The following is a 16,384-nucleotide window of genomic DNA, read 5'->3' on the forward strand; positions in this document are numbered from 1 at the left end:
TGCAACGTGTTCTATCTCATTATGCCTTATATTATGACCGATCTTTGCTTTGTAAATGATTTTTGCATGTGATAACGTTTGTCATGATGTATGAGGTAACAAATCTTCACCAAATTGTTACACCGTATCACATTGGATATTAAATAAAATTTTGTGGAGTTCTATCTATGATGGAGGAGATACTGGAAAAAATTGAATCTTCAGGGGTCACTGGAATAAAAAAAACTGACCTGAAAAAGACATTTGGAAAAGATTGTGAAGGTATGCTTGAAGAATTAAGAGAAAAAGACCAAATCTTTATTGAAAAAAAGGGGGTGGCATATTTCATCTGGACTAGAGAGAATTACATTCAACATATAACACAAAATGACCCTAAATTCAAATTAATGCTTAACATGTTTGTAGGTGTTAGCCAATCTCTTGCAAAAGTAAAAGCGCACGCAGAAACTCTAGAAGAAGAATTGGAAAAATATTCCACACACAAAAGCATCTCTAAAAATGATGATTTTGAGGGCGTGTTTAACAGTTCATTGAATGAATCCTCTACCTCCATAGGCTGGGTTCCATTTACTAAAATCAGAGAGAAAATTTGTGAAACTCAGAATCTCTCAAAGGACAAATTCTATCAAATGGCATCAAATTTGATTGAAAATCATAGAGATAGATATGAAATTTCTTCTGGGGGTCAAGAAGGAATTGTAATGCGTGGACTTGTTCACGGTTACGTGAGGAATATTTAATGTATCCTTATCATTTACAACAAAATCCATATCCTAGTAGTCCAACCCCGACAGAAAAAGATGCAAAAATACTTGGAGGTAGAAGACATAAAGAAGCAAAAGTTGCGGTGCTTGAATGTATAAAGGAACTAAATAGAAAAGTAGAAGGTAGATCTGCCGAAAATGGAGATTTTCGAGTAATTAATGTTGTCCAAGATGTGGGTTCTGGGAAAACACATTTGGCTTTACATGTTAAGAGTCTCAAAGGACGATACAATGCTGAATGCTCATATGTTGATTTATCTACGATTTCACCAAAAACTATTCCTGGAATTTATGATGCAATACTCAAGGGATTTGACAATGAATTTTTTGTACAATTAAGAACAAAATTCTTGAATTATCTAAGAGAAAATGCAGAACAAGGTGATAATTCTGCCAAAAAGGCACTTGACTATACTTTTGTAAATAAGCTCACTGGAATGACAATAAAAGAAAAAACTGAGGACATAATCACTGGAAAACAATTTATCTCTGTAGAAAATCTGACCAAGTTTCTAATTCACAAATTTGAATATCATGAATCTATTTTAATTAGAAATGTGATTTCTAATTCTTTTGACGAAGTTAAAAACTTGGAAACACTAATTGGAATGCTGTCATCTATATCTCGTTTGACTCATAGATTTTTAGAAAAAATTCTTGTCTTTGAAATAGACGAACTTGATGGAAATAAAGATTCGACTGAATTCATCAAGGGTGTGATAAATGCACATCTTCCCGCTTCTATATTATTACTGATATCTACCCCATCAGGTTATTTGGAGATACAAAATACCAACCCATCTGTATTTGATAGACTAGAAAAAGCAAATTACAAAATAGATCTAGCCGGATCAAACTCTAAAGATGAACTTGCTGAAATTGTGACAGAGTACATAAAACATTGTGATAAAGATGGTAAATTTGGAACAGAAGATCAACACGAACTAGAGGAGAAAATCCAAGTACTTTATGACGAATTTACAGAGTTTAGAAATGTACGTTCTGTTATCAATATCCTGTATCAAGCAATGGAGAAAGCAATGCAATCAAATTCTAAAAAAATTGATGAAAATGTGATTGATGAAGCAATAAGGCAATCATATCCAGGACTTAGAGTGAGAGGTAGTATAATGAATATCCCGATATCTGATTTCTTGACAATAAGAAGAAATGACATCGATAATGAAAAGGAAATTAAAAAGGCAGTCAAAAGTCTAACCATTTTTGCTCAGGAAATGGGTACAATACAAAAACTAGAAAAACAAAACTTACTTCTTGATGCGGTATATCAAGATAATTTTGGATCAAAGGTGGGATTGGCCATAATTGCTAATGAATTAGGTATTCCTGATCTTGATCAAATATCTGATATATCAAAATCGGCAATAGTTGACAAGCTAATCATACTAACAAACAAAAAGATTCAAACTCCCTATAACGCTACAGTTGTAAACATTGACAAGTCTAAGATGGTAGATCTGATATATTTCAATAACAAGTACGGTGGCAAGAAAATCTCTGAAGAAGACAATGAAAGAATAGGGATCTTAGCAAAAACTCTAAGCATCATTTGACGCGTTTTACTGAGTATCTTTTTAAAAAGTCCTTTTACATTTCTTTTATGGCTAATGAAGAACTAGAGAAATTTCTCTCAGAAAGACACAAAGATGTAACTCTATTTGATTTTGAAGGAAAAAATGTACCTTGTATTGTTCTGGATGACAAGAAATTTGATCATATAATGAAGACTATCGCTGGAAAACCAGTTTCTGTTGAGACAAATCTCAATATACTCCAAGATGGACTTGGTCATGTTTTTGTTAAAGTAACATTACAATTTTCACAAGGAGATATCGAAGAAAAATTTTTAATATATGCAAATGAAAATGTAGATTTCTTTGAAGCATTGGCAGAAACTACAATGCTTGCGCTCTCTTCTCCTAATTCGCAATATGGAGGCTCTAATGTATTTATGATACAGCTACCAAAACCTGAAAGAGCTCAAAATGCATTAGACATAATCAGAAAAGGTTTACATAAGTAAATGCGGTTGCCGGGATTTGGACCCGGGTCGCAGAATTGGCAATCCCGCATAATAACCAAGCTATACTACAACCGCTTAACCGATTTAGAAATTATTAGTCTATTAAAGGGTACTGTTTAGAATATCATTTTTTAACATGATGTTGTAAAGATATGTTATGGATAAACAACTCGAAGTGAAATTAAATCAAAAAATAAATGAGGTTGCAGACAAATCAGATGAAATTTTCAAAATTATAAAATCACTGGATGAATTGAAGACTCACTCTGACTCATTTGGTTATGGAATAATAATAGGTAGATTGTACAACTCATTTTATTATCAATGTAGGAGAATTCTAAAACGTAATCCTACAAGTGATGAGTTTAATGAATTCCTTGATGTTCTAAGTAAGAAACAAAAAGAAATTCTTAACTCTTTAAAATTAAGCTGAGACTGGTTTTAACGGAATTACTTTGAGCATTGGAGTACATGGTAGTTTTACAGCTGCTCCATGTAGTGCTTTTTTTGCTGCTTCCAGATGCTCTTTTTTCACATGTGCTTCCATTATCACTTGTCCTATTTCTATGCGTGCTGCTAAGCTTACAGCTTTACCAAATGCTCCCCGCATTCCTTCTGACAATCTGTCTGCACCTGCGGTTGCAATCATTTTATTCTCTCTTAACAAAATGTGTGGATATACTCTTAATGTAGAATAGTACCCTGTTTCTCCAGTAACTGTTTCAATTGCCTTGTTTGCGGATAATCTGGCAGATTCAATTGCCATGTGTCTTATCTGCATCTTTTGGCTAGAACAAAGCTGTACACAATAATCATAATCTCCATCTTTTTTTCCTCCATAGAATTTCGCAATTTTTATCTGAGGTTTACCCTTGATGTACTTCTTCCTTGTATATGGTTGACCATTTCCAACGCGGTAATTTGCTCCGTGCATGATAACACTTTTTTTGTTTAAAGCCCTATATTTTAACCGTGAGATCATATCTATGCTTCCTAGGTATTATTAGAGTTGAAAAAACTCAAATTCTTGTTGTTGTATGTCTTGATTACCGGGGAATCATATCCTTTTTTGTTTATTTTAGAAAAGATTTCTCTTTAGAACAACAAGATCTATTATATTGATAATAGTTCATTGGATTTCAATGTCTGAGTTAGAGTCTAGAGTAGAAGGAGTTTTAGTAAAAGATCACGTTCTTGTATCTGACAAGTATATGCAACATGTCTTAGAGCTCAAAGGATTTGGGGAGATAATGAAAAAGAAATTTTTCCTCAAACCATTTGAATCTCTATACTTACTTTATGTTGATAAACTCAAGCTCTTCAGAGGAACTCATCAGATGGATTTCGATACTTTGATGGCAGAATGTATAAAACTTGATCCTGATTCTTTCACAAAATTTCTGATATATAGAGATCTTAGAACTAGAGGGTATATTCCAAAAGATGGATTTGGATTTGGGTCAGATTTTCGGGTTTATGAAAGAGGACAATTTGGAGAAAAAGGTGCAAAATATGTCGTATTTGGATTAACTGAAGGTAAGAGAGAGAAAATTGGATTGCTTCAAAAACAAATAGAAGACATTACTACAATGGGCAAGGAACCGGTGCTTGCAGTAATTGAAAGAAGAGGAGAGGTAATTTATTACAAAGTGTCTAAAATTCAATTCTATCAAAATAAAGATCAACCTGGATTTTCAAATATAGAATCTTAAATACGATAAAACTATTTTTTACGTGTGGAGTTTAGGGAGATTTATTGTTTTAATTGTAAAAAAAGTTTAGGCCGGTATAACGAAAAATATTTTTCAGAACAAAAAATAAATGAGATAATAAAAATGAATCATGCCTCACACATTTATGAAGGACACGAAATTGTAGTGAAAAGAGTCACTGCCTGACTACCAGTTTGTACGTGATTAAGCTGAGGTTAATTGTTATTTCTTGTGATTTATACGTAATTGTTTTATATCCATGTCGGGTCCTCAAATTATTGAAGACTAGTTTATTTTTACTTGGATCTGTTCTTTTATTGGGATTTACACAATCAGCTCTTGCAACTGATGGCGGCATCACAGTAACTCAACCTATAATGGTAGACCCGTTTGGGCATGCAATTTCTAGTTTTCAAGTTGGCCAAGAGATCAATGTTCAATCCACAGTTACAAACCATGATACCTCTAATCAAAAATATGCATATATGCTACAGGTACTAGGCAGTAATGGCGAAACAGAATATTTTGGAAGTAATTCTGCATCTTTGGAACCAACCCAATCCTTTAATGCATCACAAATGTGGATTCCAACGAACAGTGGACAATATAATATTCAAGTATTTGTCTGGGATAGCTTGTCATCTGCTATTCCATTAACTGGTGTACTTAGTACAACAATCACAGTAACTTGATCAAATCTTGGATTATACCATGCTGCTAATTTTGAATTTAAATCTTGAGTAGAAATTAATAGGATAAATTCTTCTCATCACTTAATTATTATCAAATTTTTGTATTTTCATGCCCGATGAATCCTGTAGATCTTGTGGAGGAGAATTAGTTAGCCATACCATGTGTTCTGATTGTAGGAAGGCAACTCAGAAGATATGTAGAGTTTGTAATCATACTACTCTACTACAATCCCATCTATACTGTATGAAAAATCCACCATCCGACCCAAAGCCGATACTTGTTCAAGCGACTCAGGATATCTCATCAAAGACTCGGAAGCGATCATTACATTTCTCATTTCTTGCCATAGGTGTAGTTGCTGGGTTTCTTATTCTGGGACTAGTTACTACCTCTTACGCTGGAATTTCTCAAGGGATTTCAGATGAAGCTCAGGCCACAAATTCAAATAATATTACTGTAAATACTATTGATACTTTTCCAACTCAATATGGAAAATCATACAATAACTGTCTTGCTTATGGGAGTGGTGAATCTATCACTGTGACCTGCCCTACAGATAATGGACCTGTGCACACGGCAGTATTGAATATGCCAAAAGATGTGAAAAAAGATTTTTCAGATTCAGTATTTTCTATTCAAGGAATTTCAATTACTGGTAATTCTGATGGTTCTGTGACGTTACAATATCATCTTAAAAAATATGTAACAAACTCTTTTGGAATTTAGTTAGAATATTTTGAATCTAAACTGTAGAATTTTTTAATAAAAATATATGAAAAGATGCTCCCGCCGGGATTTGAACCCGGGATCACTGCCTTGAGAGGGCAGTATGCTTAGCCGGACTACACCACAGGAGCTTAGCTAAGCCATAAAGAATAGCAATTTAAAGGAACGTTTTGCCTTTGAATGGATTTGTAAATTTTAACAGCTTTGATACTTTATAGCAAAATCTTAGACTGGTTCTTTATGGATGTAAAACATATTCCTACTCTGCTTTCAATATCTGACTTCCCTGTTGGATTGGGAGGTTGTAGAAGTAATGCAACTCATTTCCAATGTTGTGAGTATAACATAACTGTGATGGATGAACAATCTGGAGAATCAGTTCACCGTATTGAAAATGATTTTGTCAAGATACATCATTGTTCTCTTAATGATACTACTAGTAGTACCTTACACCAACTCCAGGATTTAACTATCATAAATGATGATCAGTGGAAGCTCAGAATGTTATTGTCAAAAATTAACGAAAAGAAAGAACAAATTGCAACTTCTCATGCTAGAAGCTGTCTTGTTGATGCAGGGATTCTTGCTAACAAAGCAAGAGATTCTGTAAAAATTAATGATCCTTTTGCAGGAGCGTGGATAAAATGTGCATCGTATTCTTTGGCAGATGCTATTTTTTGTCTTAATATGAAGAGACCAAGTCCAACTCATATGCTTGAGGTTATGAGAAACATGAAGAAGGATAAAGTAAACCAAAAGTTTTCTATAATACATCAAATTCTTGGTATTGAAAGATCATCAACATCACTTCTCTCAAGGATGGTCAAATCAACTGTTGGATTTTCTAACATGGTGGAAAATAATGGAAATTCTGATATTATCACAAAAAAATATGAATATCTTGTAGATAATTCACTTCTTTCAGATTGTTACTTTTATCTAGGATATGTAAACCGAACCAATCTACTTAGAGTTAAAAATCAGATTCATAAAAATCCTGAATTTATTCATGTGTTAAAAATAGGACTTGATATGGGACATGATCTTGTGGAAATTGCTAATCAGGCCGCAATTTTGCTCCAGTCCACAAACGAAATACTGGGGGATCTGAAAAATCAGCCGTAAGGCAGCGAATACTATTGGAGATTTTTCGATAACTTTTAAAACCCTGTATGAGATCTCCACAGTATGACCGATGCAGCATGTGGATGCGAATCATCCAAAGAAAATAATGCAGAATGTGATTGTGAAATGCAAGGCTCATGTCTTTGTGAAGCTAAATGTACTTGCAAAGCATCAGTTTGCAAAGAGCACGTATCTTCATTCTAATAGGTTTTAGTAACCTTTTTTTCTTTTATTTTTTAAAATGCCTTAACTTTACTTTTCGTTTTCATCTTTGAAGCCCCATGTTTTGACTAGTTCCTTTTGAAACTTGTCTACTTGTTTCTCATTAAGAGCATCTCCGCAATTTTTATGTGTTGGAACTACAATCATTCCATCAAGCTTAAAGTCAACTTCATACATGTGGACTTTTTCACATTCGCACATATTCGGAATAATATGGTTCCACTATATTTGCTTATTTGAAAGATTTAACTAGAACATTTTTTCTATACCAAATGTATGCGAAAGCATGTAATATTTGCTATTTTCACATTTTTGTTAATCATGCCTGTTGCTTTCCAATCTGTACAAGCTACAAAATCTACTGATTCATGGTATCCTGGAAAGGGACTCAAACAAGGTGATTATTTTAGTTATAATGTATGCTTTACTGACTGGCATAACTGTGCTCCCCTTCAGATGAGTTTTTGGGTTAAAAATCAGACAAGTGATGGAAGTGGTTGGAATTTAGTATTTCTAACAGTTGATGGCGCGATTGTACAAGAAGGAATCATGACAATAGGAAACATAACTCCTGATCCAGAAACTTTTGATCCTAACATTTCAGATTATACTGCAGTTTATAGAAGTACAGTCTCATGGTTAGATGCTTTTGCAACCAATGATTCACCAAAAACTTTTGATGTTCCAGCATGGGGACGTACAGGTTCTGTTGGTGGACAATCAGTTGGTCCTCTAAACCATGAAACAATTACAGAACCAGCTGGAACATTTGATACCTGGGTTGTAGGATGGCACAAAGGAAATGCCGATAACAAAATTTGGATTGATTCATCGCTTCCGTTTCCTGTAAAGGCTAATGTCTATGTAGATGTAAACACAGGAACACCTCCTCCAGATTATACTTTAGACTTGTTACAAAATGGAAATAGTCAAACAGAACCTAGTTTCTTACAAGTGTCTTCTACTACAACTGCTGGAGTAAATGCAGGTTGTGAAGCGCCAAATATGCTACAAGATTCCGTTCACGCCACTGCTACAACAGATTCAAACTCGATGATTATCGAATATAGGTATAGTCCATCTAATCCTCATAACGGTTGTCCGATAGAGATGAGATTGTCTTTTGAGCAGGTCTATGACCAAACACAAAAAGTCAGTAATATACAATATGATATATTCACAGTGGATAATAACGGAGTGAAACTATCTTCTCTTGCACAAACTCTGGGAAGGTCGTCTCTATTTGCTCCAGTTGGAGATGATGATAACACATTTGTCTTGAACGGAAGTACACCATTATCACATATTCTAATAGCAGCTCTTGGAACCGGAGCTCAAGGTTCTACTCCAAATGTCAGTTCTGCAGGTAATGTACAATTTGATATCAATACACAAACATCATTTGGTTCGTCACCTGTAAGTATGGGAACAACGTCTTCTATGACTAATTCTTCTATGACTATGACTAATGGTACTTCAATGAATAATTCTACTATGACCAATAGCACTGTAAATAATACCATTCCAGAATTTCCATTGAGCTCTCTGATGATAATGGCAATTGTAGTTGGATTGACAATTCTATTTGTTAGAATGCATCCAAATCTATCTAATATTAGACTATAAGAAAATCAATTGATACAACATGCCTAACATAAGAATAATAGCTATTTTTGCTGTAATTATTATAGTGGCAGCTGCAGGACTTGCATGGCCATTTCTTTCTAATGTAAAACCTATTTTCTTGGTACCTATACAAGCAAGTCAGTGGCACATGGGCAAAGGTTCTGAATATAATCCTGAAATGATTTATCAGGTTTCTTTTAACAACACAAATTTATCAACTGATCTAAAATTTCTTCCAATCCAAGGAGGAAATCAATCGTTGTTAGTTATGATAAGTCCAAGTGACGGCAGTAAGAAAATAAATCAGACTGTACCGATAGAACTAGTTTATGATTTTGTGGATGTCTCTTCTGATACCAAACCATATTTTGATGTTCTTGATCAAACCATATTTTCAATGAGAGATTATGCAACAGACGACAAATATCTAGCAAAAGATGCTGAATGGGGTGACCTCTACATTGGTGCAAATCATGTGACACTCAAAGTAACTGATTCTGGAAAAATGTCATTTGGATTTGGTTCTGCAAATGCGTATCTTTTGTCATACCGAATTGGAGCACACATAAACAAAATATGGATAGTTGATAATTTACCAATACCTGTAAAATCTGAAATTTATGATCCGGATGGAAATCTTCAATACACTTTCGAATTAGTTTCATTAAAGGCGCCTTCTACGCCAGGTTTAACTCCGTAACAATTTTCAAGTAACCAATCACAGAAATTTCTAATCTCATCATTGATCTTGCCCCACAAGTGTAGAGATGCAGGTAATATGTCTAATCTGTAATTATCATTTATCACTCTAACTCCTTCCTTTCCCTCGTACATGTATGCATCTTGTATATTTGCACTACCTAAAATTTCAGATGCTTTTGATTTTATCAACTCTCTTGCAATGGGAAATGCTCTACTATCTCTTTCAAATACAAATCCAATATTTTCTGTCCCATATGCCTCATAATCATCAATCTTTCCCCTTTCAGGGAAATTAAGCGAGACTTTGATATTGTATTTTTTTCCAATGTTGGTTGCAATCTCGTTGATAGTAGTAAATGCAAGACCCGGACTCTTTTTTAAGAGAAATATAATCTGTGGATTGTTTGATTTTAGCTCCTTTTGAAGTCTATATGATATTTGGGAAAAACTCATAATTGTAATAAAAAATTTTCTCATATATGCATTAGGTTTCACTTAATTACAAGATATTTTGAGACAACTCATGCTTCCATTGGATAAGGATGGTGTGCCATATGATGAGGGTTCTGAAAGAGCCTCAAGCGTTGAAGATTACAAGGTAACATGCATGCAATTTATCACAGACATATGTGGTGATTACATTGCATGGGTTGATTATTACAAACTACCTAAAGATGAAGACAAGAAAAGACGCGCACAAATACACGCAATAGTGGAACGAACAAATGAATGGATAGCAAAGATTGCAACTACCATAAAAGGAGTGGATATTGTCATGAATGACGGAATACAAAAAATGGCAGAAAATACTGCAGGATATCCATTCCAAGTAGGAGTCTTTGTTAATAATATGTCAGGTTATGCACTTGCAAAACCTGGAATAATAGACATAACTGTAAAAGCAATTGGAAGAGAAGGGTATAAGGTAAAACTAGGATGGCATCAAAAGGATAAAAGATTCTTGATAAGTTCTACAAGTCCTGTTGTCATTGATGAATCAAACATTTCTGATGAGGACTTTGATCTTTTAGATCTACACTTGAAAGTGGATGCTCGTAAATGTCAACCAAGAGATGTTATTTCTTTTACAGTTGTTGTAAATGAAACAAGGGATGGTCAAGAACACGAACGACGTGGCATGACTACAATTATTCATATGGGTTAACCTGTAAAACTATTCTTACTTCCTCGGATCGTTTATCCGCATATTTCATCTGTGATATTTTTTTACATAATTCTTGATCATTGACCAATGATGCTGTTCCTAAAATGAATTTTCCTTGGTATTCTATTTTGACATTGGGATTGTAAAGCGCATTTTTTAACCAGTCACTATTTGGATTTCTTCGGGAAAAATAGAACTTTCCCTTGTAAAATACTGCTCTAATCTCAACTGGGTGCTCTTTACCTGACTTTCTACCCGCGGTGATTAGTATTGCCTTGAAGGTTCCCTCTTGAATTTCCACGAAATATCTCTTGTTTTAAAGAATTTAACCGATTAGATTGAAAACCCTGATACCTCCTTCAATAAACTGACTCTACAAGTCGAATGCATGGCTACAAGAATCGAACTCGACCGAAAGCAAATCTCTGCAGATGAATTTAAAGGAAAAAAAGTCATTGATAGAGAAGGAATCGAATATGGTAAAGTAAAACACATCCATATCAATTCTGACACACTAGAAGTTGTGGGAATAACCGTACACAAGGGACTGCACAAAGATCACTTTCTATCACGTGACTACATAGATAGATTCACTGAAGAATCAGTACTGTTATCATCTGCTCCGATAAGAATTGACTCTCAAGTGGTTGACATTGACGGGCGTAAGATTGGAAAAATCAAAAGGCTCCACATGAACACTGAAACCAACGAGTTAGAATCTATCGAGGTATCTGACGGTCTTATTGGCTCGAGAATCTTTCGCACTTCAGAAATCTGGGGTGTTGGTGAAAAGGTAATTCTCAGACAAACAAAAGACGAGTACAAAGCTCCATAAATCTTTTTTATCTTTTTTATTTTACGGTAACCTGAGTGTTGATTGTATCTGTTAATGGACTTGATATGAGATATCCATTAAGTAGAACTGTCTGCAAACTATATGTTCCAGATTCTTTTGGTATCCATGATTGAGCAACAGTGAATTGCTGATTTGGACCAATATCTGCTGAAAGACCTTCCCGTGCTTCGACTTCGTTGTTTTGATTAATAACTGATACTAGATACGTAAATCGTTTAGCTCCATCTGAATGATTTGAGATCGTTGATGAAAAAATAATAACCTCTCCTACATGTATATCTGATTTCTGATTACCACTGGCATCTACTGTAATGGGGGCCTCAAAGTTATGTCACTTGATGATGCATATGCATTTTCGACTGCTGTAATTGCTAAAATTCCAATCAACAAGATATCCAGTCTTAGCACAAGGATTAGTTTTTAAGTTCGAATTATAAAAAATTTACTCATTTTTGTTCAGACGTCGAAATCTTTAATTTTCCTAATAGCAATTTATAATAGATTAATTTTCTGTTCTACGTTGTACGCTGTAGAGACTGACAAACTTTCTAAAGTTTATTCTAGTGGTCTCAAAGCAGTTGATGAAATTTCAATCAAGCTAGAAAATGGAGAGATCTTTGGTTTCTTGGGACCTAATGGTGCAGGTAAGAGTACAACTATTATGATTCTAACTACCTTGTTAAAACCAACCTCGGGCAAAGCATTTGTTGCAGGATTTGATGTTACCACTCAGGCAAAGAATGTTCGACAAAATATTGGATATGTACAACAGGATTCTACTGTAGATGAATATCTTACGGGTAGAGAAAACCTAGAGTTACAAGCAAGACTCAATCACATCCCAAAAGATATCCGAACAAAGAGAATAGATGAAATACTTGAGATAATCGAATTAGCTGATAGGCAAAATGAGGCAGCCGTAACATACTCTGGAGGAATGAGAAAAAGGCTTGACATTGGAGGAGGGTTGCTGAACATGCCTAAAGTTTTATTCCTAGACGAACCAACTCTTGGTCTTGATATCCAGACTAGATACAAAATCTGGGAATATATAAAAAAAATTCATGATGAATTTAGAATGTCCATTTTTCTTACTACTCACTATATGGAAGAAGCTGATAAACTCTGTAATAATATCTCAATAATTGATAATGGAAAAATCAAAATAACTGGTTCTCCCAAGGAATTGAAAAGTTCTTTAGGTAACGAAATAGTTATTTTTGAAATTGACTCCGAAACAAAACTAGAGGAATTAGTTTCAGAAATACGAAAAACTCCCACAGTAAAAGATGTATCAGCAAATGGACTTGTAGTGACAGTCTTTACAACTAGTGGGGATCAGCTTACTCCTCAAATTTTTCAACAAGCAAATGATCTTAAAGTTAAGATAGAAACCATTTCTCTTACCAAACCCACTCTTGATGACGTATTTTTATCCCACACTGGTCGAGAGCTACGAGAAGATGAAGGCAAGTATGATAGAAAAAAAATGCGTGAAAGATTACGGAGACTTAGAGTGTCATGACGATGTTCTCAGATACTTATACTATTTTCTGGAGAGAGATGAAAAGATACAAGAAATCACGAAGTGGAATACTGATACGACTCATTCAACCTGCAATATGGATTATAGTTATGGGAAACACATTTGCAAGTACTAGACCATTAATTCAGTCTGTAGGTTTTCACGGTTCTTACATAGAATTTATGGCACCAGGTGTGATAATGCTTACTGCAATATTCACAAGTATTTTTGGTGGAGTCAACACTTTATGGGATAGAAGATATGGTTTTATGAATAAAGCTCTTGTTTCTCCAATCTCTAGATCATCTATTGCATTGGGTAAAATGCTTGCAATATCATTGATCTCTGCACTACAATCAAGTTTGATTTTAGGAATTGCACTTGCATTAGGAGTTCATATGTCAAACCTGCTTATGGTGTTTCCAATATTGTTGACTGTAATTGCATTCTCACTTGGCTTCTCTGGGATATCTGTTATTGTGGCTGCCACATCTAAATCGCAAGAAACTTTTTGGGGACTCATCAACTTTTTGGGCATGCCTCTGTTCATGCTAAGTCCGGCACTCTTTCCTTTAGAACTCTTGCCATCTTGGCTTGCATTTGTTGCAAGACTCAATCCTGTGACCTATTCTGTATTGTTGATTAGACAGATGATGACTGGAACTGCTCAAATATTGTCTGTAGCAATTGAAATATCGGTAATATGCGGATTTGTTGTAATTATGGTCGCCATTGCAAGCTATGTATTCACAAGAGAAGTCAACAAGCCGTTCTAAGTTACCAGAATTGACCAAAATTGTAACAATTGCTAACTAAGGAGATCTTTTTAGTTTCTTACAATCTGGTATGTGTTGAAGATTTACCCAGTATTGATTGGGGCTATAGTACTTGTACTGTCAAGTATGTTTGTTGGTTATTCTTGGGCTACTCCTAGTCCTCCTTCTTTCTCTACACAATGGGGTTCATACGGACTCGCGACCAATGGTCAATTTGCATTTCCGCAAGGAGTAGCTATTGATCCTTCAGGTAATGTCTATGTCACTGATCTTGGAAATACTAGAGTAGAAAAATTTGATTCCAACGGAAATTTTCTTTCTGCTTTTGGAGGAAAGGGTAGTGGTAATGGTCAATTTCATTCTCCTATAGGAATTGCAATTGCTAATGGATTCATCTATGTTGTTGATAACAATAATGATAATGTACAAAAATTTGATCTCACTGGCAAATTCATAACATCCTGGGGAGAAAAAGGAACTAACAATGGTACACTTTTACTTCCAAAAGGAATAGCTGTTGATCTAACTGGAGATGTATATGTTGCAGATACAGGAAATAACAGGATTGAAAAATTTGATAGTAATGGAAACTTTTTACAAAATATTGGGCAGAGTGGACTTGGTGACGGTCAATTTCTTTCTCCAACTGATGTTGCTGCAGATTCACAAGGAAGCATCTATGTAACTGATTCAGGAGGAAACAAAATAGAAAAATTTACTGAGGATGGTGTATTCTTAAATACTTTTAGCGTTTCAACAGGAGCTAATCTGCAGCATCCATTTGGCATATCAGTAGACAAGTCCGGAAATATCTTTGTGGCAGACAGTGGAAATAATAGAATTGTAGAGCTAGATACTACTGGAACTCCTGTTACAACTTGGGGTAGTCAAGGTACGGGTGATGACTTTTTTGATACTCCTCTAGGCACTGCTGTAGACTCGAATGGAAATGTATTCGTTGTAGATTCTAACAATAATAGAATTGAAAAATTTACTCAAGCACCACCTGTAACTGTAACCCCGCCACAAACAACCGCTCCTACACCTCAAGTCACAGTCGGCCAAAATACGACTCAGACTAATGCAACTAAAAACATGTTTCCTAATGATCATACTCCTCCCTCTATTACTGTTCCTTCCGACATCACCATTGAAGCAACTGGAATTTTAACACCAGTATCAATTGGTCAGGCTGCTGCAACAGATGCTAGTGGTATATCATCTCTTACTAGTAATGCGCCACCGAAATTCCCACTAGGCATCACAATGGTGACATGGACCGCAATAGATGGTGCTGGAAATGCGGCAAAAGCGGTTCAGAAAATCACAGTCCAAGATACTACACCGCCAGTATTGACAGCACCTCCACCTGTGACAGTTGAAGCAACATCTCCTGACAATAATGCTATCAATCTTGGGTTGCCATCTGTCAACGATGCAGTTGGTGTAGAATCTGTTACAAATGATGCTCCACCGTATTTTTCAGTTGGAAAGACTACGGTAACTTGGAAGGCAATAGATACATCTGGAAATGTTGCAACTGCAACACAAATTGTGACAGTACAAGATACCACTCCACCTGTAATTCATGCCCCCCCTGATATAACACAAGAAGCAACTAGCCCAACTGCTAATATGGTAAATCTTGGAAATGCAACAGTTACTGATAATGGGATTATAAAATCAGTTGCAAATAATGCTCCATCTGTATTTCCCCTAGGCAAGACCATGCTAACTTGGATTGCAACTGATCAATCTGGAAATTCTGCAACTGCAACACAAGTTGTAAATATTGTGGATACTACTCCACCAAAAATTACTCCGCCATCTACAGTTACATTTGAGGCTACCTCACTCAATCAAAATATTGTTTCACTAGGAAATGCAACATCTACTGATAATGGGATTGTAAAATCAGTTACAAATAATGCTACGCAATTTTTTGCGCTAGGTAAGACTGTTATCTTGTGGACTGCAACTGACGCATCAGGAAATACTGCAAATGCAACCCAGATAATAGATGTAATTCATACAACTCCTCCAAAACTTACAGTTCCATCTAACATAACATTTGAAGGAAAGAGTACAATACTATGGACTGCCAAGGATGTATCTGGCAACACATCTAATGCTACTCAGACTGTAAATGTAGTTCATACTATTCCACCACGATTGATAGTTCCAACAAGTATTGTATTTGAAGCTACTTCGCTTAACAATAATACTATTTCATTAGGAACTCCAACAGTTGTAGACATTGAACAAGTTACAGTAACAAATGATGCTCCAAAACAATTTCCAATTGGATTAACTACTATTACATGGACTGCTAAGGATGTATCTGGTAACACATCTAATGCCACTCAAACTATTTTGGTAAGAAACACAACTCCTCCAAAACTTACAGTTCCATCTAACATAACATTTGAAGCTACTTCATTAAATGAT

The 16,384-nt window shown here is 35.2% G+C and carries 19 protein-coding genes and 2 tRNA genes; 15 read left to right on the forward strand and 6 right to left on the reverse strand.

The genetic code is table 11. The annotated features are described in order from the left end of the window. Window positions 1–167 precede the first annotated feature (167 nt). The 3 genes from C0Q33_RS03995 to C0Q33_RS04005 are packed head-to-tail and all read left to right on the forward strand — an operon-like array spanning window position 168 to window position 2,808. The gene (locus C0Q33_RS03995) at window positions 168–740 is read left to right on the forward strand and encodes a hypothetical protein (RefSeq protein WP_133121007.1); all 573 of its coding nucleotides are present in this window, start codon (window positions 168–170) and stop codon (window positions 738–740) included. Beyond that, on the forward strand, window positions 740–2,338 hold the full coding sequence (locus C0Q33_RS04000) for a hypothetical protein (protein ID WP_101477301.1): 1,599 nt from the start codon (window positions 740–742) through the stop codon (window positions 2,336–2,338). Before C0Q33_RS03995 ends, C0Q33_RS04000 begins: the two co-directional genes overlap by 1 nt. A 47-nt stretch (window positions 2,339–2,385) precedes the next feature. Beyond that, window positions 2,386–2,808 carry a hypothetical protein gene (locus C0Q33_RS04005; RefSeq protein WP_101477302.1) on the forward strand — a complete coding sequence of 141 codons (423 nt, stop codon included), beginning with the start codon at window positions 2,386–2,388 and terminating at the stop codon, window positions 2,806–2,808. A 1-nt stretch (window position 2,809) separates the two neighbouring features. Here C0Q33_RS04005 and C0Q33_RS04010 read toward each other — a convergent pair. Further along, window positions 2,810–2,883, reverse strand: a tRNA-Gly gene (locus C0Q33_RS04010). Between the two features lie 82 nt (window positions 2,884–2,965). On the opposite strand from C0Q33_RS04010, the gene C0Q33_RS04015 reads away from it, so the two are divergent. Beyond that, on the forward strand, window positions 2,966–3,241 hold the full coding sequence (locus C0Q33_RS04015; RefSeq protein WP_101477303.1) for a hypothetical protein: 276 nt from the start codon (window positions 2,966–2,968) through the stop codon (window positions 3,239–3,241). Here the strand turns inward: C0Q33_RS04015 and C0Q33_RS04020 are convergent. Further along, window positions 3,233–3,742 (reverse strand): 50S ribosomal protein L16, encoded by a 510-nt coding sequence (locus C0Q33_RS04020; protein ID WP_101477304.1) that lies wholly within the window; start codon window positions 3,740–3,742, stop codon window positions 3,233–3,235. The genes C0Q33_RS04015 and C0Q33_RS04020 overlap by 9 nt on opposite strands. A gap of 208 nt (window positions 3,743–3,950) precedes the next feature. On the opposite strand from C0Q33_RS04020, the gene endA reads away from it, so the two are divergent. From endA to C0Q33_RS04035, 3 genes are all read left to right on the forward strand, one after another. Beyond that, complete coding sequence (gene endA / locus C0Q33_RS04025) at window positions 3,951–4,520, forward strand: tRNA-intron lyase (RefSeq protein ID WP_101477609.1); 570 nt, start codon at window positions 3,951–3,953, stop codon at window positions 4,518–4,520. A gap of 278 nt (window positions 4,521–4,798) precedes the next feature. Continuing rightward, complete coding sequence (locus tag C0Q33_RS04030) at window positions 4,799–5,212, forward strand: hypothetical protein (RefSeq protein ID WP_101477305.1); 414 nt, start codon at window positions 4,799–4,801, stop codon at window positions 5,210–5,212. 244 nt (window positions 5,213–5,456) lie between these two features. Next, on the forward strand, window positions 5,457–5,939 hold the full coding sequence (locus C0Q33_RS04035; RefSeq protein ID WP_101477306.1) for a hypothetical protein: 483 nt from the start codon (window positions 5,457–5,459) through the stop codon (window positions 5,937–5,939). Between the two features lie 55 nt (window positions 5,940–5,994). On the opposite strand, the gene C0Q33_RS04040 is transcribed toward C0Q33_RS04035, so the two are convergent. Beyond that, window positions 5,995–6,070 (reverse strand) — tRNA-Glu (locus C0Q33_RS04040). A gap of 109 nt (window positions 6,071–6,179) precedes the next feature. Here C0Q33_RS04040 and C0Q33_RS04045 point away from each other — a divergent pair. Then, entirely contained in the window at window positions 6,180–7,064 is an 885-nt protein-coding gene (locus tag C0Q33_RS04045) for a hypothetical protein (protein ID WP_101477307.1), read from the forward strand. A gap of 252 nt (window positions 7,065–7,316) precedes the next feature. Here C0Q33_RS04045 and C0Q33_RS09220 read toward each other — a convergent pair whose 3' ends face one another. Further along, on the reverse strand, window positions 7,317–7,487 hold the full coding sequence (locus C0Q33_RS09220) for a hypothetical protein (protein WP_165776422.1): 171 nt from the start codon (window positions 7,485–7,487) through the stop codon (window positions 7,317–7,319). A gap of 75 nt (window positions 7,488–7,562) precedes the next feature. Here C0Q33_RS09220 and C0Q33_RS04050 point away from each other — a divergent pair, with 75 nt between their 5' ends. Together C0Q33_RS04050 and C0Q33_RS04055 are read left to right on the forward strand one after the other, a co-directional pair. Continuing rightward, window positions 7,563–8,912 (forward strand): hypothetical protein, encoded by a 1,350-nt coding sequence (locus C0Q33_RS04050; RefSeq protein WP_101477308.1) that lies wholly within the window; start codon window positions 7,563–7,565, stop codon window positions 8,910–8,912. A gap of 19 nt (window positions 8,913–8,931) precedes the next feature. Next, on the forward strand, window positions 8,932–9,612 hold the full coding sequence (locus C0Q33_RS04055; protein WP_101477309.1) for a hypothetical protein: 681 nt from the start codon (window positions 8,932–8,934) through the stop codon (window positions 9,610–9,612). On the opposite strand, the gene C0Q33_RS04060 is transcribed toward C0Q33_RS04055, so the two are convergent. Then, window positions 9,552–10,067, reverse strand: coding sequence for a hypothetical protein (locus C0Q33_RS04060; protein ID WP_101477610.1), 516 nt, complete (start codon window positions 10,065–10,067; stop codon window positions 9,552–9,554). The genes C0Q33_RS04055 and C0Q33_RS04060 overlap by 61 nt on opposite strands. 70 nt (window positions 10,068–10,137) lie before the next feature. On the opposite strand from C0Q33_RS04060, the gene C0Q33_RS04065 reads away from it, so the two are divergent. Then, entirely contained in the window at window positions 10,138–10,779 is a 642-nt protein-coding gene (locus tag C0Q33_RS04065; protein ID WP_101477310.1) for a hypothetical protein, read from the forward strand. On the opposite strand, the gene C0Q33_RS04070 is transcribed toward C0Q33_RS04065, so the two are convergent. After that, window positions 10,763–11,080: a nitroreductase/quinone reductase family protein gene (locus C0Q33_RS04070; protein WP_101477311.1), complete on the reverse strand. Its 318-nt coding sequence runs from the start codon at window positions 11,078–11,080 to the stop codon at window positions 10,763–10,765. The two genes, C0Q33_RS04065 and C0Q33_RS04070, sit on opposite strands and share 17 nt — an antisense overlap. Before the next feature lie 87 nt (window positions 11,081–11,167). Between C0Q33_RS04070 and C0Q33_RS04075 the strand changes: the two genes are divergently transcribed. The 4 genes from C0Q33_RS04075 to C0Q33_RS04090 form a co-directional block, all read left to right on the forward strand. Next, window positions 11,168–11,614: a PRC-barrel domain containing protein gene (locus tag C0Q33_RS04075; protein WP_101477312.1), complete on the forward strand. Its 447-nt coding sequence runs from the start codon at window positions 11,168–11,170 to the stop codon at window positions 11,612–11,614. Window positions 11,615–12,155: 541 nt separating this feature from the next. Beyond that, entirely contained in the window at window positions 12,156–13,160 is a 1,005-nt protein-coding gene (locus C0Q33_RS04080; protein ID WP_101477313.1) for an ATP-binding cassette domain-containing protein, read from the forward strand. Next, window positions 13,157–13,936: an ABC transporter permease gene (locus C0Q33_RS04085; RefSeq protein WP_101477314.1), complete on the forward strand. Its 780-nt coding sequence runs from the start codon at window positions 13,157–13,159 to the stop codon at window positions 13,934–13,936. Before C0Q33_RS04080 ends, C0Q33_RS04085 begins: the two co-directional genes overlap by 4 nt. Window positions 13,937–14,011: 75 nt before the next feature. Beyond that, window positions 14,012–16,384: HYR domain-containing protein (locus C0Q33_RS04090; RefSeq protein ID WP_165776423.1), on the forward strand; the 2,373-nt coding region annotated here is incomplete at its 3' end.

Source organism: Candidatus Nitrosotalea bavarica (assembly GCF_900167955.1).
Lineage (GTDB): Archaea > Thermoproteota > Nitrososphaeria > Nitrososphaerales > Nitrosopumilaceae > Nitrosotalea > Nitrosotalea bavarica.